Source organism: Paenibacillus sp. N3.4 (assembly GCF_008017805.1).
GTDB lineage: Bacteria > Bacillota > Bacilli > Paenibacillales > NBRC-103111 > Paenibacillus_E.
Genome location: NZ_VRTT01000016.1, coordinates 93066 through 111705, shown reverse-complemented (window position 1 = coordinate 111705; position 18640 = coordinate 93066). Strand labels below are relative to the sequence as shown.

20 protein-coding genes and 3 pseudogenes are annotated in these 18640 nt (G+C 44.3%); all 23 read right to left on the bottom strand.

Translation table 11 applies throughout. From position 1 onward, the window contains the following. Positions 1 to 345 (bottom strand): annotated as a pseudogene (locus tag FU659_RS10835) (hypothetical protein); the annotation flags it as partial. Between the two features lie 164 nt (positions 346 to 509). Then, positions 510 to 1625, bottom strand: coding sequence for an RNA polymerase sigma factor RpoD (gene rpoD / locus FU659_RS10830; RefSeq protein WP_090816012.1), 1116 nt, complete (start codon positions 1623 to 1625; stop codon positions 510 to 512). Between the two features lie 37 nt (positions 1626 to 1662). Further along, positions 1663 to 3509, bottom strand: a pseudogene (gene dnaG / locus FU659_RS10825) (DNA primase). Between the two features lie 48 nt (positions 3510 to 3557). Next, entirely contained in the window at positions 3558 to 4022 is a 465-nt protein-coding gene (locus tag FU659_RS10820; protein ID WP_147947587.1) for a YaiI/YqxD family protein, read from the bottom strand. A gap of 91 nt (positions 4023 to 4113) precedes the next feature. Next, entirely contained in the window at positions 4114 to 4929 is an 816-nt protein-coding gene (locus FU659_RS10815) for a pyruvate, water dikinase regulatory protein (RefSeq protein ID WP_147947586.1), read from the bottom strand. Positions 4930 to 5109: 180 nt separating this feature from the next. Next, positions 5110 to 5857: pseudogene (gene recO, locus FU659_RS10810) on the bottom strand (DNA repair protein RecO). Between the two features lie 37 nt (positions 5858 to 5894). Next, the gene (locus FU659_RS10805) at positions 5895 to 6047 is read right to left on the bottom strand and encodes a YqzL family protein (protein ID WP_147947585.1); all 153 of its coding nucleotides are present in this window, start codon (positions 6045 to 6047) and stop codon (positions 5895 to 5897) included. A 97-nt stretch (positions 6048 to 6144) separates the two neighbouring features. After that, on the bottom strand, positions 6145 to 7044 hold the full coding sequence (gene era, locus FU659_RS10800; protein ID WP_147947584.1) for a GTPase Era: 900 nt from the start codon (positions 7042 to 7044) through the stop codon (positions 6145 to 6147). 6 nt (positions 7045 to 7050) lie between these two features. Further along, positions 7051 to 7464, bottom strand: a complete 414-nt coding sequence (cdd, locus tag FU659_RS10795; RefSeq protein WP_147947583.1) for a cytidine deaminase — start codon at positions 7462 to 7464, stop codon at positions 7051 to 7053. Positions 7465 to 7495: 31 nt separating this feature from the next. After that, positions 7496 to 8200: a diacylglycerol kinase gene (locus FU659_RS10790; protein ID WP_147947582.1), complete on the bottom strand. Its 705-nt coding sequence runs from the start codon at positions 8198 to 8200 to the stop codon at positions 7496 to 7498. Next, entirely contained in the window at positions 8200 to 8724 is a 525-nt protein-coding gene (gene ybeY / locus FU659_RS10785) for an rRNA maturation RNase YbeY (RefSeq protein WP_147947595.1), read from the bottom strand. The genes FU659_RS10790 and ybeY overlap by 1 nt, the downstream gene beginning before the upstream one ends. A 39-nt stretch (positions 8725 to 8763) precedes the next feature. Then, on the bottom strand, positions 8764 to 10992 hold the full coding sequence (locus tag FU659_RS10780) for an HD family phosphohydrolase (protein ID WP_147947581.1): 2229 nt from the start codon (positions 10990 to 10992) through the stop codon (positions 8764 to 8766). A gap of 39 nt (positions 10993 to 11031) precedes the next feature. Further along, on the bottom strand, positions 11032 to 11997 hold the full coding sequence (locus FU659_RS10775) for a PhoH family protein (protein ID WP_147947580.1): 966 nt from the start codon (positions 11995 to 11997) through the stop codon (positions 11032 to 11034). Positions 11998 to 12003: 6 nt separating this feature from the next. Continuing rightward, on the bottom strand, positions 12004 to 13197 hold the full coding sequence (yqfD, locus tag FU659_RS10770) for a sporulation protein YqfD (RefSeq protein ID WP_147947579.1): 1194 nt from the start codon (positions 13195 to 13197) through the stop codon (positions 12004 to 12006). 34 nt (positions 13198 to 13231) lie between these two features. Next, complete coding sequence (gene yqfC, locus FU659_RS10765; RefSeq protein ID WP_147947578.1) at positions 13232 to 13510, bottom strand: sporulation protein YqfC; 279 nt, start codon at positions 13508 to 13510, stop codon at positions 13232 to 13234. Positions 13511 to 13532: 22 nt separating this feature from the next. Then, positions 13533 to 14126, bottom strand: coding sequence for a hypothetical protein (locus FU659_RS10760; RefSeq protein WP_147947577.1), 594 nt, complete (start codon positions 14124 to 14126; stop codon positions 13533 to 13535). 40 nt (positions 14127 to 14166) lie between these two features. Next, positions 14167 to 15156 (bottom strand): flotillin-like protein FloA, encoded by a 990-nt coding sequence (gene floA, locus FU659_RS10755; protein ID WP_147947576.1) that lies wholly within the window; start codon positions 15154 to 15156, stop codon positions 14167 to 14169. 32 nt (positions 15157 to 15188) lie between these two features. Beyond that, a complete protein-coding gene (locus tag FU659_RS10750) occupies positions 15189 to 15842 on the bottom strand; it encodes an NfeD family protein (RefSeq protein WP_147947575.1) in 654 nt (217 codons plus the stop codon). Between the two features lie 142 nt (positions 15843 to 15984). Further along, on the bottom strand, positions 15985 to 16428 hold the full coding sequence (locus FU659_RS10745) for a GatB/YqeY domain-containing protein (protein WP_147947574.1): 444 nt from the start codon (positions 16426 to 16428) through the stop codon (positions 15985 to 15987). An 8-nt stretch (positions 16429 to 16436) separates the two neighbouring features. After that, positions 16437 to 16610, bottom strand: coding sequence for a 30S ribosomal protein S21 (gene rpsU, locus FU659_RS10740; protein WP_029195880.1), 174 nt, complete (start codon positions 16608 to 16610; stop codon positions 16437 to 16439). A gap of 114 nt (positions 16611 to 16724) precedes the next feature. Then, a complete protein-coding gene (locus tag FU659_RS10735) occupies positions 16725 to 17075 on the bottom strand; it encodes a histidine triad nucleotide-binding protein (RefSeq protein ID WP_147947573.1) in 351 nt (116 codons plus the stop codon). 161 nt (positions 17076 to 17236) lie between these two features. Next, entirely contained in the window at positions 17237 to 17416 is a 180-nt protein-coding gene (locus FU659_RS36310; RefSeq protein WP_222708526.1) for a hypothetical protein, read from the bottom strand. 6 nt (positions 17417 to 17422) lie between these two features. After that, complete coding sequence (rsgA, locus tag FU659_RS10730; RefSeq protein ID WP_261807743.1) at positions 17423 to 18484, bottom strand: ribosome small subunit-dependent GTPase A; 1062 nt, start codon at positions 18482 to 18484, stop codon at positions 17423 to 17425. Positions 18485 to 18640 lie beyond the last annotated feature (156 nt).

Below are 18640 nucleotides of genomic sequence, written 5' to 3'. Positions count from 1 at the left end.
AAGCAAATAAGAAACTACAGGCGCTTTGCTGTATTGGCGATATGCGAATACATAACAAATGATGACAAAAACAATGGAAATTCCAATTTGCATTGGCATTCCAAAAGAGTTAAAATTAAGAGCAGATAAGGCCAGAGCGGCAATAACCGCCATAATGACTAACCAGATCTTCCAATTACTGTTTGCTACCGAAGAGGCTGTTACACCCATGAATGAACTTGGTTTCGGTGTACTTTCATCCAGGTACAAATTCAATAAGAAATCGCAATAATGCTCTGGCAATAATTTACTTCGGCGCCAGTGGTCAATTTCTTTAACGATTACTTTCCGTTTCTCTGTATCCATTCGTTCGCTCACCTTCCTAGCTACTTTATCGGTGATTTCAAGCTTTCGTTTTAGTATTACTTTTAAATGGACCCCGGATAAATGACTTCGTCGTCCTTCATGGACACTTTCTAATCAACAAAAAAAGACCCCACCGCAACTGGCAGGGCCCTCTTACAGCGTTTTTATTCCAAGAAATCTTTTAACCGCTTGCTGCGACTAGGGTGTCTTAGCTTACGCAATGCTTTTGCTTCTATTTGACGAATCCGTTCACGTGTAACACCGAAAACTTTACCCACTTCTTCCAACGTACGTGTGCGTCCATCATCCAAGCCGAAACGCAGGCGAAGTACATTCTCTTCTCTTTCTGTCAACGTATCCAGAACGTCTTCAAGCTGTTCTTTCAGAAGCTCATACGCGGCAGCATCTGCCGGAGCCAGCGCTTCTTGATCCTCGATGAAATCACCCAAATGGGAGTCGTCTTCCTCACCGATTGGTGTTTCTAATGAAACAGGCTCTTGTGCGATCTTCATAATTTCACGAACTTTATCTGTACTCAAATCCATTTCCTTAGCAATTTCTTCTGGAGTAGGTTCACGTCCTAGTTCCTGCAGCAATTGGCGCGAAACGCGAATGAGTTTATTGATCGTTTCAACCATATGTACAGGAATACGAATCGTTCTTGCCTGATCGGCAATAGCGCGAGTAATCGCTTGGCGAATCCACCATGTTGCATACGTACTGAATTTATAGCCTTTAGTATGGTCAAATTTTTCAACAGCTTTAATAAGCCCCATATTGCCCTCTTGAATTAAATCCAAGAACAGCATTCCTCGACCTACATATCTTTTGGCAATACTGACAACGAGTCTAAGGTTCGCTTCGGCTAAGCGTCTTTTTGCCTCTTCGTCCCCATTTTCAATCCGCTTCGCTAAGCCCACTTCATCTTCAGCAGAAAGCAACGGTACACGGCCAATTTCTTTCAGATACATCCGAACAGGATCATTAATCTTAATCCCCGGCGGCAAAGCCAGATCATCATCAAAGTTAAACTCATCGCGCTCATTTTCTTCAGGATTCAACGAGTCCTCATCGGATTCGTTCCCTACATCGATGCCTTGCTCAGAGAGCTGTTCAAAAAACTCATCGATTTGTTCAGGATCCTGATCGAAGGGAGCTAATTTTTCCATAATATCCTTGTAAGTTAGTGAGGACCGCTTTTTCCCCTGCTCAATAAGCTGGTCTTTCACCTGGTCTAGGGTCAACTCTGTCTCTAATTCTGTACGCTGATCATTCGCCATAGTACGGACTCCCTCCTCCCTAGTCATTTCAGTAGTTCTACGTTGACTTCAACCGTTTGTCTAGGGCAATAATTTCAATTGCAATTTGTGCTGCTCTTAGATGATCGCCCGCGCGCTCGGCACGAACTCGTTCTTCCCTCTTGCGTTCAACTTCTTCTTGCATTGGAACTTTGCGAATTTGGCGAATATAGTCGTCAATCACTTGTTCATTCACTCCGTGGCCTGATCCCATCATAACGATGGAACTGGCTAAGCTCTCCAACTGTTCATCTTGCAGCATGGCGATGTATCGGCTTGCATCCGGCTCAGAATTCTGAGCGTAGTAAGCATATAAATAAGCAGCTAGTACTGCGTGAGCTTCGACATTGAATTGATCACCTAACTGTGTTTCCACATGTGTACATACATCACGATCATGCATCATAATGGCAAGAAGCAGGCGTTCTGCATTGTGATATGCGGGTAAAAGTGTAGGTATTTTCTTGCGTGTTCGTTCCGCTGTTCTCTCATTATTCATAACATTATTCCACAGAATTGGTTTATTATCCCCATCCGGCCTGTTTTTTTCCGATTGCAGCAAGATTTCATGAAGGTCTAACTTCATCGCCTCATAGGAGGAATCCGGAAATTCAGAAGCCAGTTGTTTCAAATAATGTTCGCGTTCCATGGGAGAGTGAAGATCACTAATCATTTTCACAGCAGATTGCAGATAACGAATTCGGTCACCGTCCTCATGCAACTTAAAATTTTTACGAATGTACAGAAGCTTATATTTCATCGATGGTACGGCAGGCTCAATAATTTCCCGTACGAATCGGTCAAACCATACGTACTAACATAATCATCGGGATCTTTACCGTCTGGCAGCATGGCTACCGTAACCCGGCTTCCCGTTTCCTCAAGAATAGGAATACTTTTGAATGCAGCGGATTGTCCCGCATTATCTCCGTCGTAACATACGACGATTTGATCTGCGTTACGGTTCAACAAAGCCGCATGCTCCTTGGTTAAAGCAGTTCCCATTGTTGCAACACCATTGCTTATTCCAGCTTCCCAGGCTTTAATAACGTCCACGTAGCCTTCAAATAGCACTGCCTGCTGGAGCTTACGCATATTAGGTCTTGCTTGGTGAAGGTTGTACATCGTTCGGCTCTTATTAAAGAGAAGAGATTCAGGACTGTTCAAATACTTCGGTTGAGCATCGCCCATGGCTCTTCCACCAAACGCGATTACCTTGCCTGTGGAGTCGCAAATAGGGAACATGATGCGTTCCCGGAATTTATCCACATAACCGCTGCCTTCCTGTTTGGCTGAAATCAATCCGCCCTTTTCCATCAGCGGCAGCGCATACTCGCGTTTGTCCAACTGTTGAACAAGTGTGTCCCACATGGCCGGAGCGTAGCCAATCTGAAAAGCATCGATCAGCTTATCCGATATTCCTCTGGAAGTTAAATAACCTTTGGCTGCTTTGCCTTGCTCTGTGTTGCCAAGTATATAATGATACAACTTTGCAGCAAAATCATAAGCTTTCAGCAAAACAACTTTCTCCTGCTGCTGCTCTGTTTGCTCCTCCGATGCTTCCTCCCATGTAATGGGAATATCGACTTCCTCCGCTAGCTTGGTTACAGCTTCAGAAAAGCTGAGTCCTTCAATTTCCATAATGAAACGAATTAAATTCCCACCGACATTACAACCAAAACATCGATAAATCTGTTTGTCCGGTGTAACCGTGAAAGACGGGCTTTTCTCCGAATGGAAAGGACATAACCCTTTCATATAATGCCCTTGCTTGCTCAAGTGTACGTGCCTGCCAATCACATCAACAATGTCATGGCGCTTGAGGACAGCATCAATAACCTCTTCAGGTATGCGTCCGTACCTCATTTTCTTCCACCTACAATTCAGGTCGCTTTTCCGACTAATTACTATTCGCTACTTACTTTCGATTTCCTGCAAATATTTTAAAAGTTTTGTCAAACCTTGTAGAAAATTTTGACGATCAACTTCAGTAAAGGGTTTGGGGCCCTTCGTATGCTTCCCACTTCTGCGCATTTTGGCCGATACATGGCGACGTTCCAAAAGAAAGTCTATCGAGCTATCGGTATATTCTTGGCCGCGATTCGTTAAGCAAATGGATCCCTTAGCCAGCCCTAAAGCAGCAAGTCCAAAATCCTGGGTCACCAAAATATCGCCTGGTTTAATCTGATTGGCAATATACAAATCAACCGATTGATCGGAGCGATCCACTTGCACGACCTTAACACCGGGATTCTGCTTCATTCGGTGATCAAAGGAGGCCACGAGAACAACCTGGACACCAAACTGCTTGCCTGCCAGTTCAATTTCAGCTTTAACGGGACAAGCATCGGCGTCGACGATAATACTTCTCGCTTGCATGCAACTCAGCCCCCACTCTATCCGCGAAATCTCACCGTACTATTATATACGATGAACTTATAAAAAATCCTGCAAGGAAAAACATAAAAGCTTACTGGATTCGTTCAATATGATCCATAATTAAACTGGCGGTTTCCTCAACGGCACGATTGGAAACATCAAAAATGACACAACCGATTTTGCTCATAATTTTGTCAGCAAAATCCAGTTCTATTTTAATACGTTCTACATTCGCATAGGTTGCATTTTCTGCAAGACCGAGTGTCCGCAGTCGTTCTTGGCGTATGACATTTAACTTATCCGGATCAATGCGCAAACCGATAATTTTCTCTTTTGGCACGGTATAAACAGCTGCCGGCGGCTGCATTTCGGGAACTAAAGGGACATTGGCCACTTTAAACCTTTTGTGCGCCAAATACATGGATAAAGGTGTTTTGGATGTTCGCGAGACACCCAGCAAAACAATATCCGCCTTCTGAACACCGCTGAAATCACGGCCGTCATCATATTTTACAGCGAATTCTACTGCTTCTACTTTTTTGAAATAATCTTCATCCAGCGGATGAATCATCCCTGGCTGCCTCCGCGGCTCTTGTCGCAAAGCTTGCCCCAGCGTTGCAACAATAGGACCCAAGAGATCAATATGCGGAATCCCGTAATCTAAAGCCTTAGCAATCAAATCGTCTCGCAGCTCGGGAATAACTAAGGTAAACACCACAATACCGCCATGAACTCGAATGGCATTCATCACCTTATCGATACCTTCATAATCATGAATAAATGGAGCACGAATGATCTCTACCGGTATCGGATGAAATTGCATGGCGGCTGCTCGAACGACAGATTCTCCGGTTTCTCCTACGGAATCTGAAACCACATAAACACGGGTAGGTAATGGCTGATCCATTTGGCCCAATGCTCCTTTCAGCAGGGACGAGGCCCCTACATTAGTCATTTGTATGTAAACTAGGCTAGAACAGAACGAAAGCATAAAAAAACTCACCGATATGCTGACAGCACAAGGGCGAGGCGTTTTCCATCACATCATATCAAAGCATATATCGCATGTCAAATTGGTAATTGGACACTAAATGTTATACTTTTCCATTTGTTCAATAAAGCCTCTAGACTTCCATTGAACGCCTATATGAACATCCATGTAATCGCGCATACACTGCTTTAATTGCATTTTTGTTTCTTCCTTAACCTGCACGGTGCCAAGCCTGCGCATATCCATTCTAGGAAAAAGCTTGAGGAGCTTTAACGTGCCTTCGCCGATCAAAATGGCAGCTGTGTCCTTATGTCTACAGCGAGAGCATAAAATCCCTCCCATAGCCGGACTGAAGCTGGTTAGGCCCGAAGTTTCCCCGCATGAAACACAAGCATCCGTAACAGGCAAATATCCGGCCGATCAAACATTTTCATTTCATACAGATGAACCGACATCTGCATATCTTTATTCTCTTCAATCGCCATCAAACCGGCTTTTAACTGTTCAAATATGTAGCGGCTGCCAACTCATCGCCGAGCATTCGATCCGTCATTTCGACCAAATAAGAGGCATGAGCGGACTTATGCAGATCCTCGCGCAAAGCATGATGAGCCTCGATAATTTCTGCCCCATTGAGCGAGCCCATTTGGCCTCTCTGCTTGAAAAATACAAAATCGCCGTACGTAAAAAGCTGCGTAACGGCGGCATGTCGACTTTTCACTTTTTTTGCGCCCCGAGCCATGACACTAACTTTACCCAGCTCAGGGGTGAACAAACTGATTATCTTGTTTCCCTCTCCATAGTCCATACTACGGAGCACGATCCCCTGTACGCTGCGCAGCACATGACGTCCCCCATGAATGCCGCATCGAACCTAAGAATTAACCATTCCAACCTTCGAGCGGCTCTTCGTTACTTTGATCCTCATCCTGTATATCCGTATCCATACCGGGCTGGCCAGATACTTGTTTATACAGTAGGTAGGCATCTACATCACCGGTCTTTGAAAAATACGTCCACGAAAAGTCTTTCATGTTCAGCATCCTCCCCCTTGAACGTGATGTTCATAGGATGGTACATAAAAGGCTTCTCTATGCTAAGAAATAACTGGTACTTTCGAAGCCGAGTTTATTAATCGTGGCGGAAACCTAAATCACGCAGTACTCTGTCTTGATTTCTCCAGTCTTTCTTTACCTTAACCCATAGTTCAAGGAAAGTTTTCGAGCCCAACAAAGTCTCAATATCGCGACGAGCTTGTCTGCCAATTTCTTTGAGCAAGCTTCCTTGCTTGCCTATAACAATTCCTTTTTGCGAATCTCTTTCCACAAAAATAACGGCTGAAATATGCACAATGCCATTAGGTTCAACGCGCATATCTTCAATTTGCACAGCAATGGAGTGAGGAATTTCTTCCCGTGTTAGATGCAATATTTTTTCACGCACAAGCTCCGCACAGACGAATTGCTCCGGATGATCCGTAATTTGGTCAGCAGGATAATATTGTGGCCCCTCAGGCAAATAGCGGACGATTTGTTCCAGCAATGTCGTTACATTATTTCCTTTGAGCGCTGAAACAGGGACAATTTCCGCAAAATTATACAAATCTTTGTAATTTGTAATAATCGCCAATAAAGCTTCGGGTTGAACCAAATCGATTTTGTTTAATACCAAAATAACCGGCGTTGTAATATGTTTGAGCTGTTCGATAATATAGCGATCACCGCCACCCAATCCATCTGCGACATCAACCAGAAACAGCACCGCGTCCACTTCGCCTAGTGTACCATGAGCTACTTTACTCATGTAATCTCCTAGCTTGGATGTCGGTTTATGAATCCCCGGAGTGTCCAGGAAGACGATTTGACCATTGCTCGATGTATATACACCGTGAATTTTATTTCGTGTTGTTTGAGGTTTGTCCGACATAATCGCAATTTTTTGTCCGATGATTTGGTTCATCAACGTGGATTTGCCTACATTTGGACGCCCAATAATTGCGACAAAGCCTGATTTAAATTCTTTTTTAGCCACTTCGATTTATCCTCCATTTGAATGCAAATCTTTTGTTGTAAAAGCACCCGGCAGCAAAGCGGACACCGTCGTTTGTGCAAAAGCACCTTTCAGGTTACCTAAATAAACGGGCATATCTGGCGCACATAATTCAACCAGCACTTGGCGGCAAATTCCACACGGGGAAATTGGGCCTTCCGTATCTCCCATTACAGCAATCGCTTGAAAGGTACCCGGCTTTATACCACCTGCTATAGCGCTGAACATTGCTGTTCGCTCAGCGCAATTCGTAGGTCCATAGGCCGCATTTTCGATATTGCAGCCAAAGTGAACGTGGCCATCCGCATCTAGAAGTGCCGCTCCAACTTGAAAGTTGGAATACGGCGTATACGCTCTTTTCATCGCTTCTGTTGCGTATTGAAGTAATTCTTGTGGATTCATAACTTATCATCCTTTTCATATTATATTAATGTTATAGCATGTTTAAGCAAGAAAAAGCGAGAATCGTTACGACTGTACCGATCAACGCTCCCAAGATTAAAGCAGGAAAAGGCCGCGTTTTTTTATCGTAAAGCATTAAAAAAATAAGTGCAGATAAGGTATAAGCCAGCAAAGCAACTATGGTCAAGCTAACGAAAATCGTGATAACTGTTGACACTGCAAACGCAATAGCCGTGAGTAAACTCGGACGCACGAGCTTTCCTTTATCCGCAAAACGGGTTTCAATTACAATAACAGTCAATATAACAAGGGAAATTAACACCCATATCGTGCCTGCCGATATCGGCGTATCTTCTACACTTGCATGTCGAATCAGACGATCCAAGGGTTCATAGAAGACAACCATTCCCACAATAACAGCGAAACCGGCAGACACCAAGACGGACGCCGCGGCGACGTCCTTCGCAATTTTAGCTAAGGGATGGCGGTCCGGCATAGCCAAGTCCACTGTTTTCTCCACAGCTGTATTGATAAGCTCGGTAACAATCATTAATGTTACGGCTAACAAAATAAACAGGATATCCGTTTTGGGCAACCGCATAAAGAGCGCAGCTAACAAAACAAAAAAAGCCACACAAAAATGGAATTTCATATTACGCTGTGTATCTAGGGCATATTTGATTCCTTCGTATGCATACCGGAAGCTCCTGCGCCATTTACGGAAGCCGTCCGTCATTAGCGAGTAAGACCTGCCTTCTGCAATATCTCTTCCTGTTTGCCGAACATCACTTTCTCTTCCTCTTCACTTTGATGATCGTAGCCAATCAAATGCAAGAATCCGTGCACGAACAGAAAGCCAAGCTCGCGCTCAACGGAATGCCCGTAATCTTCGGCTTGAGAAATAGCACGCGGTACAGAAATAATAATATCCCCAAGAGGCTCGATAAAGCCTTCAGAAATGTTATCATCCTCTTCTGTATCGGAATCAGCCTCTTCATCAGCCTCATAGTTGATTTCGATTTCATCCTCACCAAACTCGCTCATCGCAAATGAGAGTACATCCGTGGGTTTATCCATATCCCGATACTGTTTATTTAGCTCTTGAATGGCTGCATCATCTACGAAAGTAAGGGCAACTTCACCAGTTGTAACACCTTCCTGTTCTCCCGCTAAGCGCAGCAACTCTTCCAATTTCGCAATAAATTCCGATGTGATCTCTTTCACGTCTTGTTCGCTGTTCCATTCCAACGTTAAATCCAAACTTGCCATGCTGCATGCCTCCTAAGCATTTTTTTCCAGTTATGCCCCTGATTTCTTGGGAGCAAGCTCGCTAGGGTATTCAATCCGCGAATGGAAGATGCCTAACAACGTTTCATTCAACGTTTTGGCAATGATATCCAATTCTTTGAGCGTAATATCGCATTCATTGAATTGACCGTCGTCCAAACGGGATTTAATAATTTTGTGAACCATAGAATCGATCTGCTCCAGTGTCGGATTGCGCAGTGAGCGAACCGCAGCCTCTACACTATCGGCAATACCGACAATAGCTGATTCCTTGCTTTGCGCTTTCGGTCCCGGATAACGGAAATCTTCCTCGCGAACTTCTTTAGCGTTTCCTTCTTCTTCGGATTGCTTTATTGCTTTATGATAAAAATAATGCAACAGTGTTGTGCCATGATGCTGTTCAGCAATATCTCTGATCGGCTTCGGCATTTTATAATCTTTGAGCATTTCGACCCCATCGCGCGGATGTGCGATAATGATCGATTTGCTCAAATTCGGATCGATGCGATCGTGCGGATTTTCAATATTGGTCTGATTTTCAATAAAATAGCTTGGTCGCTTCGTTTTACCGATATCATGATAATAAGAACCGACTCTACAGAGCAGCCCATCAGCCCCGATAGATTCCGCTGCTGCCTCGGATAAATTGCCTACCATGACACTGTGGTGATACGTGCCTGGCGTTTCCGTAAGCAGCTTGCGCAAAAGCGGGTGATTCGGATTCGACAGTTCCACGAGTTTAAGTGGGGAAAGGATACCGAAGGCAACCTCAAAAAAGGGCAGTAAGCCAATCACCAAAACAACGGTTAATAATCCACCGGCAGCGGCAAAGGAAAGCGAAGTTAGCGCTTCTTTCTGATAAAAATGATCCTCCAGCAGCAACATAGATGTGATCGTGAGCATAGAGAAAAAAGCAATCATAAGTCCAGCTTTCAAAATAGTCGCCCGCTGGCTGGCACGTTGAATCGTAAAAATAGCGCTGTATCCGATAACCAAGCTGACTAAACCGTATTTGAAATCAAATAACAGGTCATGTTCCGTATTAAATATAATACTTACCATTACGGAGAATAAGACCGATGAGATAAAAGCTAGCGGAGCATCCAGTAAAATAACGATCAGAATGCTGCCTAACGCTGTTGGCGCAAGATAACCAATATACGGATAATCCAAATTTTGTACAAGTGAAATAATTTTGATGCACATCACATTAATGATGAAAATGAGAATAAGCATGACTAACTGAGAATTATTGTATTTGATTGACAGCGTGCTTTGTCTGACGAACATGTACATCACAAAAGACATAAGAGCTGAAAAAATCGCTAAACCGAACTGTGGCAGATGGTTTGCTTTGTCTTTCAATAATTCTAGTTTATCAAGTCTTGCATAAATCTCAGCGGTAATGACATCGCCAACTTTCACCAATACCTCGTTTTTGTTAATATACACCGGCTTCACATTTTCACGGGCTTGTCCTTTGGCATCATCCGTACCTTTTTGATCAAAAAATTTATTCGGCGTTATGACCGCTCGTGCGATCTCAGTTACCATCTCACGCGACGTGTTTTTCGTCAAATTCGAGGTGTTTACAAGCTCAGCTACTTTTGCTCTCACCGTCTGAGCATCCAGAATTTGATCATTCATCAGCTTTGCGACAATGTCCTTGGTGACAGGACGCATATTCGTTAAGTCTTCTTTAGTCAGCCTAGGAATTTTAAAAAAGGATTCCTCAGGCAGCGGGTATTGCTGTTCGACTAGCGCTTGTTGAATTTGTTCCAAAAGCGGGTCATTGTATTGGCCGCTGGCCCGAAACGATTTAATCGATTGATTCTCTAAATCGCTAATCAATTGTGGAATAACCCGACGATAAATGCTGACTTTATCATCAAACTTCACTTCTTCATCGGCATTTATTTGAGATAATTTATCATAAATAGCGTCAATCAAGGCATCGTTCTTTAAATTGACAATTCGGTAAACAGGCTGTACGCGCTTGGCTGCATCTTCTTTGGCTTGCTCCGTGGCAATGGCATTCTCGATTTGTCTCGGCGCGTAAATCGTTTTTTCACTGATTGTTCCTAGTGCAATATCATAAACTTGCGGTACAAGCTTGGCGTATAGCGACAAATAGAAAATGAACGCCAGCAGGAGAAACAACAGCACCCGTAACCATGTACTGTATTTCCAACCGATCAGCTGGTAATGAAATTTGCCTTTCATTTGCACTTCATTTTTCATCTCGGAAGGTCATCCCTCTCTACCTAACACCTAGCTTGGCTACTTATCCTTTTCAGCATTATAGGCCACGATAATTTTCTGTACGAGTGTATGGCGAACAACATCCTGTTCATCAAAGTAAATAAATCCAAGCTCATCAATTCCGCTGAGTATGCGATCCGCCTCTACAAGACCCGAAGATTTGCCTCGCGGTAAATCGATTTGAGTCACGTCGCCAGTAATAACCATTTTGGAACCGAAACCAAGTCGGGTTAAAAACATTTTCATTTGTTCAGGCGTCGTGTTCTGTGCCTCGTCCAAAATAATAAAAGAGTCGTCCAAGGTTCTTCCACGCATATAAGCCAGGGGTGCAATTTCAATCAACCCTCGCTCTAAGGATTTGGCGACTTGATCAGGACCCAGTACGTCATTAAGAGCATCATACAATGGGCGCAAATAAGGGTCAACTTTTTCCTGAAGGTCACCAGGCAAGAAACCCAAGCTTTCCCCAGCTTCAACAGCAGGTCGGGTTAATACAATTCGTTTGACCGCTCCCTCTTTGAGACGGGTAACGGCAAGCACAACAGCTAAATACGTTTTGCCTGTCCCAGCAGGACCGATTCCGAAGACAATATCCTTCTTCTTAATCGTCTCTACATATTTACGTTGGCCAATGGTTTTAACCCGAATCGGTTTCCCACGGTGGGTTGTCGTAATCTCGCCTTTGAACAAATCTAGCAATTGATCCGCTTTCATTTGTTTGGCCAGTTCGATCGCATACTGAATATCACGCTCAGTTAACGTGTAGTTATTGCGAATCAGCTGTAATAGAACATCAAAAAGCTGCTGAAGTGAATTCACTTCCGCAGCAGCCCCTTGTATCGTAATCTCAGCTTCGCGTGTGAAGATTTGCGCCGCAATCTCCCGTTCAATCAGATGAAGGAATTTATCCTGCGGTCCAAACAAGGCTAGTCCTTCTGCCGGATTTTTCAAAGTTAATTTCACAATTTGTGCGTTGTCTGCCAACAGGTCTCATTCTCCTTGTATCACAATTGGTTGCTCTTCAGCTATATTTTCTTCCATTTCAAAATGCACTTCCATATAAACTTTACCATTCTCTGTTTTTTCATGCAAAATTTTTTCACCGACAAGCCTGGAGTCGGCTCCTGTTTCTGCCAGCAATTTGGCTCTGGCTTGCTCTAAACCAATCTTTTTCGCAGCTGCGAGTTCGATAGGCTCCTCAATCATTTGAACTTCCATCACCTTCTCATGCAGCCATCCTAGAGGCGAGGCAAATGTTCGCCAAGCGAGCGCTTTACGTTCAGAAATCGTTTCAAAAAGTGTATAGGGGAGTTCTCCATAGCCGCTGACCTTCAGCGCTCGAGTCCCAAAAACGATATAATTGCGATTCTTGGTTTCACCTGTGTAGGTCTTGTATGTACGGGTAAGAGGCGCTTCGATTTTGGAGGTATACCAAACCACTCCCCTTACTTTACCATTAGCGACCACCACTTGACTATTTTGGTCGTCGCCGATCGTACCGGAGATAAGCACGTCCCCTTTTCGCACATACGTATTTGGCTTTACCATGGGTCTTCCTTTGACTGATAAAATCTCGGTAACAAGCGCATTTTTGGAAGCGACCAAATTTCTTGGGTTCATGAGAGGTCTGCGGTCCGGGATGGTTGCCTCCACAATTTTAATTGTAATGTGCGTACCTCGTATTTCAACACCGACCCAAGACGTGCTTGGCAGCATGCTTTGAATTTCGCGGGACAAATCTTCACTTTTCTTAAGCTTGAATTTCCACTGAAAGGTATGGATCCCTACCTTGGATGCCGCTTGCAAAATATCCGCTTCCGCGATCCGATCATTCCCTTCCACGGTAACCTGCCAAACTAAGGAGCTCAGTACGTAAAGTCCAATAATAAATGCTGCCAGTCCGCCGAAAAAAAATTTTCTGTGCCCCAGTCTATCCATAAAAAATGGAAGCCCATGTCTGCTGAGGACATGCACCCTGCAGCCTGTCCGCTTGAGCAGCGGCCTTAATTTAAAAAAGTCTCTGACAAGGATATGAAATTCCAACTTGCCGTCCGGTGCAGCTTGAATATCCCAAATGGAGAAGCCTTTCTCCATCATGGGATTAATCAACCCTTCACACTCCTTGCCGCGCAATTGTACGCGCACGTACCCTCGCAAACGAGCAATGAATAGTGATTGTTTCATGACTCAACCTCCCCTTCGTCCCCGATACCCGCATCTATGGCATGTATTTCACATAATCGATCAAGCCCTCAATAAATACTTCCTCCGATAAAATAGCTCGAATAACCAAGTCTTTGCCGAATACCTCGAGCGTCCCTTTCGTTAATTCAAGCTTTAAGTTCTCGCTGGAAAAATGAAGCACGCCCCGGTGATTCTCTACATAAAGCTGTACGTTGCCGATCATCGTAATACGCGGCAAGTCCTGTACCACATCCTGCGGCAGATCCAGGATTTTGGCCGTGAATTGATTCCATTTGCGGGTCAAGCGACGCATAGCTGGGCAGTACCCCCTCTAACTAGATGATCATGACAGCAGGAAAGCACCAGACTTTCTTCCAAATTATGCGGGAAGAGCGGTTTTTATGTGAAAAATTTACATGAGAAAAACGCCCGTCTTGGAATTTCAAGAGGGCGTTAAGTATAAAGAGATTACCTTCGGTGCGGCTTTTTTGACCTTGGCGGCCGAGGATTTCGGCCCACACGATACCTTGCAGCAGCTGATCTTGAGTCGGTTGTTCAGGAAAACGGCTCGATGTGGATATATCATCCTCATAAATGGGAGAGCTCTCCGTACTAGCCTTGGCCGATGAACCGAAAGGTGATGCTTTCGGCTTCATTGACGAATCCATAGGTCGCTGCGTTTCAGAACGAGCGTATACGCTTTGAGCGCTTTCCATTTGCTTCATGGGCATTTGTCCCTGCACAGGTACCCCACGCGCTTCTGGGGCTCTTCTGGGCGCCCCTTGACTGTCTCCGAAGGAAGGCATCCCTGTTCCATTGCGATTGCTTTGCGTACTCTGATTCTTTTTGTTGCGCAGCTGATAAAGAAAAGTGATGGCAATAATGACTAGGTACCAGTGTTTCAGCAAAAACTCGATCAGTTGTTCCAAGGGATCACCTCCTAAACATTATCCTTATGGAAAACGGTCATTATTCCTTCTCGCTTTTGCCTTCGTTATTCTTACCTAAAGAAGAACGCATTTGTGTATCCGACTCAATATTTTTAAGATTCATATAATCCATAACGCCAAGCTTACCGCTTCGAAGTGCTTCTGCCATCGCAAGCGGCACTTGGGATTCCGATTCGACAACCCTCGCACGCATTTCGACAACTTTAGCTTTCATCTCTTGTTCGGCAGCTACAGCCATCGCACGTCTTTCTTCTGCTTTGGCCTGGGCAATACGTTTATCCGCTTCCGCTTGCTCGGTTTGTAAATGCGCACCGATATTTTTACCTACATCCACGTCCGCGATATCAATGGATAAGATTTCGAAAGCTGTTCCCGCATCCAAGCCTTTACCCAATACCGTGCGCGAGATCATATCGGGATTTTCCAATACATCCTTGTGAGAGTCGCTGGAACCAACCGTCGTTACAATCCCTTCCCCAACACGGGCAATGATCGTTTCTTCGCCTGCGCCCCCAACCAAACGGTCAATGTTCGCACGAACCGTTACTCGAGCGATAACTTTGACTTCAATCCCGTTCTTGGCAACAGCGGATACATTCGGTGTTTCAATAACACGAGGATTAACGCTCATTTGAACCGCTAGCAAAACATCGCGTCCAGCCAAATCAATCGCGGCGGCACGTTCAAACTCCAAATGAATTTTCGCGCGATGAGCCGCAATCAAAGCATTCACTACACGGTCTACATTACCACCGGCAAGAAAATGACTCTCAAGTTGATTCACGCTGAGATCAATTCCTGCTTTTGTCGCCTTAATCATTGGATTGACGATTCTGCTTGGCGTAACACGACGAAGTCTCATGGCAATCAATGTGATAATGCTAATACGCACACCGGAAGCTAATGCGGAAATCCACAACATCACAGGAACAATACTTAATAATATCGATAAAGCTATGATAACAATGGCTACGAGCAATACTAAATACAAGCCTGGTTCTATAGTCATACCTGAATTCCTCCTAAGAATCTCACATTTTCTTATTGTTCATATTCTTTAACCACAACACGAACGCCTTCAACCTGCACCACGATAATTAATTTAGCGTTTTGAATAAAGCTGCCATCTGTCACAACATCCACACGTTCATCATTAATGAGCGCAGTGCCTGCCGGACGGAGCGGCGTTATAGCTTCGCCTGTCATTCCAATTAAATAAGAGCGATCAGGACTCGACGTATATCCTTTATCCGTTGACAGCTGCTCCTTTAAAATAAAACGGTTCCATACGCCGCGATGCTTAAAGGTTCTGATCGCATAGGAGATGGCTACTATGGCTATCAGCAACGCTACACCAAGCATGACCGCGGCTTCCTTGGGATCCGAAGAAGCCATGATCACCCCGCCGAATAAACAAATTGCCCCCAAGACACTTAAAATGCCGAAGCTTGGAATGACCAATTCCAAAATAAGCAGTAAGAGTCCAATTCCGAATATCGCTAGGTCGCCGAATCCTGCGAAACCAGCTAAATAGAATCCGAGAAAATAAAGCCCAAAACTTACAACACCCGCTAGGGCAAGTAAACCGCTGCTAAAAAACAACAGCTCCAGCGCAATTCCTACAATACCGACAATTAAAAGAACAGTAGCTGTAATCGGATGAGTAAGGAAGGCGGACAAGTTTTCTGCAAACATACACTTTCACTCCTTTCCTAAAATCTCCTAACCTTACTTTGTACGTTTAATCGCACAAACTGTTTCACTTTATGCCCAGAAAAAAACAAAAGACCGAGAGGAACGAATTCCACACGGTCTTTTCATACATTTTTTGTTTGTATTATCCCAATAATTGTTGGACTAACTGATTGATAATCTTGCCATCAGCGCGTCCTTTTACCTGAGGCATCAATGCCGTCATCACTTTGCCCATATCCGCTTTGGAAGAAGCACCAACTTGCTGGATGGTCTGCTGTACAATGGCTTTCACTTCTTCCTCAGAAAGCTGTTGCGGCATGTACTCAGCTAAAATAACAAGTTCTGCTTTCAGGTTGTCGGCCAGATCATCTCTGCCCGCCTTTGCAAACTCTTGGAGGGAATCCTTACGCTGTTTGATTTCACGAGTTAGAACATCAAGCACTTCATTGTCATCTAAGGCTCTCTTCAGATCTATTTCTGAATTCTTAATAGTAGACCGAACCATACGGATTACGGAGAGTTTGAACTTGTCCTGACTCTTCATCGCTTGCTTCATATCTTCGTTTAATCGATCGCTTAAGCTCATGTTGCCTCCTAGAACTTTCTCTTCCGAGCAGCCTCAGATTTAAGCTTACGCTTAACGCTAGGCTTGTCATAATGTTTACGTTTTTTAACCTCTGCTAGAATGCCATCCTTAGCGATGGAACGCTTAAAGCGACGAAGTGCAGCATCTATAGTTTCGTTCTTACGAACTCGAGTTTCTGACAACAGTTTTCCCTCCCTCCGAACAGACCATCTAAGATAAAACGGTTCATCAAATCTCATTATAGGTTATAGTAATTAGAGTGTCAATCGGAATCCTAAGCTTTCTCAAAAACAACCCTAGTTATGCAAACCTAAAGGAGATAATCTAGCCCCACCCATGAGGTGATAATGAAGATGATGGACAATTTGTCCTGCGTTAGCTCCAACATTCGTCACGACACGGTATCCTGATTCAGAGACACCTGATTCACTGGCAACTTGCTTCGCAACACGCTGAATGTGCCCGATAACTGCCCAATCCTCTGGCCCTGCATCGTCCAATGAAGCGATATGCTTCTTGGGAATAATCAGCACATGAATGGGTGCGGCAGGTTGAATATCATGAAATGCCAAAATTTCATCGTCTTCATACACTTTTTTAGAGGGAAGCTCGCCCTCAACTATTTTACAAAAAATACAATCACTCATCGCTTAGCTTGTCCCCTCCACCTTCTTCAAACTTCTATCTTTAATTTTATCGGAAATAAACGAAAAAATCCAATCCAATTAACTGATTAAAATGGTATAGCTGCAAAAAAAGAAATATCATGCCAAAGGCACGATACTTCTAGCATTTATATCCTAGATTCCTAGTAATAAGGCAGTAACGATAGGACGACAAAGCCAGCCAACGGAAGAATTTGTCTAACGAAACGACGTCTGCCAAAACCATATCCCGGATACCCGTAGTAAGGAAAACCATAACCATAGCCAAAAGGTAAAAAGGCCCTTGTATATTCATGGTCCGTCCCATCGCTCATCCGACCCATGAGATTTTAACGATGAGGCTGACTTTTTACAGACTGGTGAATCTTCTTCCATTTCGCTTTCTCAGCAGCCTGAAGTCCCTTATCTTCTTTGCGGGCCAAATAAGCAAGCTCCTTTTGAAGCTTCCGGTAGCTTCGAAAACGCTCATTATCCAATTTTCCATCATCCAGCGCATTTTTCACTGCACATTTGGGCTCATTCTCATGCCCGCAATCCTGATAGAAACACTGTTCCGCCAATGCCTCCACATCTTGAAAGGAAGCGCTCAACCCCTCAGGGGCATCCCATAATTGAAGCTCTCGCATCCCCGGTGTGTCAATTAAAATACCGCCTCCAGGCAGCATGATCAGCTCACGGTGGGTAGTCGTATGCTTCCCTTTGTCATCACCCGTGCGAATATCTCCGGTATCCAACCTATCATCCCCAAAGATACGATTCACTAAGGTTGACTTTCCCACTCCTGAAGAGCCTAAAAGCGCGACCGTTTGGCCCTTAGTGATGTATACAGCAAGCTCTTCTAGGCCGCGGTTTTCCGCCGTACTAATAATATGAATCGGAACACCAAAAGCAACAGCGGAGACCTCTGCGGCTAACTCTTCCGGGTTATCACACAAATCAGCCTTACTCAAGACAATTACAGGACTGGCGCCGCTCTCCCAGGCTAATACAAGATATCGTTCTAAACGTCGCACATTGAAATCAAGGTTAAGTGCTGTTACCAAAAAGACAGTATCCACATTTGTTGCCACAATCTGCTCTTCCGTGACTTGACCTGCTACTTTGCGGGAAAACTTACTTCTGCGGGGCAAGATGGCGTGAACGGTTGCACGCTGCTCTTCCTCCCGAATGGAGAGAACGACCCAATCTCCCACGGCAGGGTAGTCTTCCCGTCGATCAGCCAAATGACGCATTTTCCCCGAAACCTCGGCTAAGGCCTCGCCAATTTCCGTTTGAACCCGGTACATATGTTTATGTTCCAGTGTCACTCGACCTACTTGGTACCCTTCCTTTCGGAAAGGTTCAAAGGCTTGTTCAAAAAAAGAATGCCAACCTAGATCAGTTTTAAACAAGTGTTGCATTCATCCTTTCTCGTGCATCTGCTCTAAAGTATAGGCCGTATACAGCCGTTCCACACGGTAAATAATCATTAGAATAGTTTTTTCCTTTTCAATATTTATACTTTGGTTAATTAACATGTAGACTGTGAGTCTATTTTTTCATATAAT

Coding starts and splice junctions, on each gene's coding strand:
- FU659_RS10815 (WP_147947586.1), bottom strand. CDS start 4,929: ATGGATCAGCCATTACCTACCCGTGTTTATGTGGTTTCAGATTCCGTA.
- FU659_RS10750 (WP_147947575.1), bottom strand. CDS start 15,842: ATGTTTGCAGAAAACTTGTCCGCCTTCCTTACTCATCCGATTACAGCT.
- FU659_RS10790 (WP_147947582.1), bottom strand. CDS start 8,200: ATGACGGACGGCTTCCGTAAATGGCGCAGGAGCTTCCGGTATGCATAC.
- rpoD (WP_090816012.1), bottom strand. CDS start 1,625: ATGGCGAATGATCAGCGTACAGAATTAGAGACAGAGTTGACCCTAGAC.
- FU659_RS10805 (WP_147947585.1), bottom strand. CDS start 6,047: ATGAAAGACTTTTCGTGGACGTATTTTTCAAAGACCGGTGATGTAGAT.
- cdd (WP_147947583.1), bottom strand. CDS start 7,464: ATGAATCCACAAGAATTACTTCAATACGCAACAGAAGCGATGAAAAGA.
- yqfC (WP_147947578.1), bottom strand. CDS start 13,510: ATGCGTCGCTTGACCCGCAAATGGAATCAATTCACGGCCAAAATCCTG.
- FU659_RS10780 (WP_147947581.1), bottom strand. CDS start 10,992: ATGAAAAATGAAGTGCAAATGAAAGGCAAATTTCATTACCAGCTGATC.
- FU659_RS10745 (WP_147947574.1), bottom strand. CDS start 16,428: ATGAGCTTAAGCGATCGATTAAACGAAGATATGAAGCAAGCGATGAAG.
- FU659_RS10735 (WP_147947573.1), bottom strand. CDS start 17,075: ATGAGTGATTGTATTTTTTGTAAAATAGTTGAGGGCGAGCTTCCCTCT.
- FU659_RS36310 (WP_222708526.1), bottom strand. CDS start 17,416: ATGGGTCGGATGAGCGATGGGACGGACCATGAATATACAAGGGCCTTT.
- yqfD (WP_147947579.1), bottom strand. CDS start 13,197: ATGAAACAATCACTATTCATTGCTCGTTTGCGAGGGTACGTGCGCGTA.
- FU659_RS10820 (WP_147947587.1), bottom strand. CDS start 4,022: ATGCAAGCGAGAAGTATTATCGTCGACGCCGATGCTTGTCCCGTTAAA.
- floA (WP_147947576.1), bottom strand. CDS start 15,156: ATGACTATAGAACCAGGCTTGTATTTAGTATTGCTCGTAGCCATTGTT.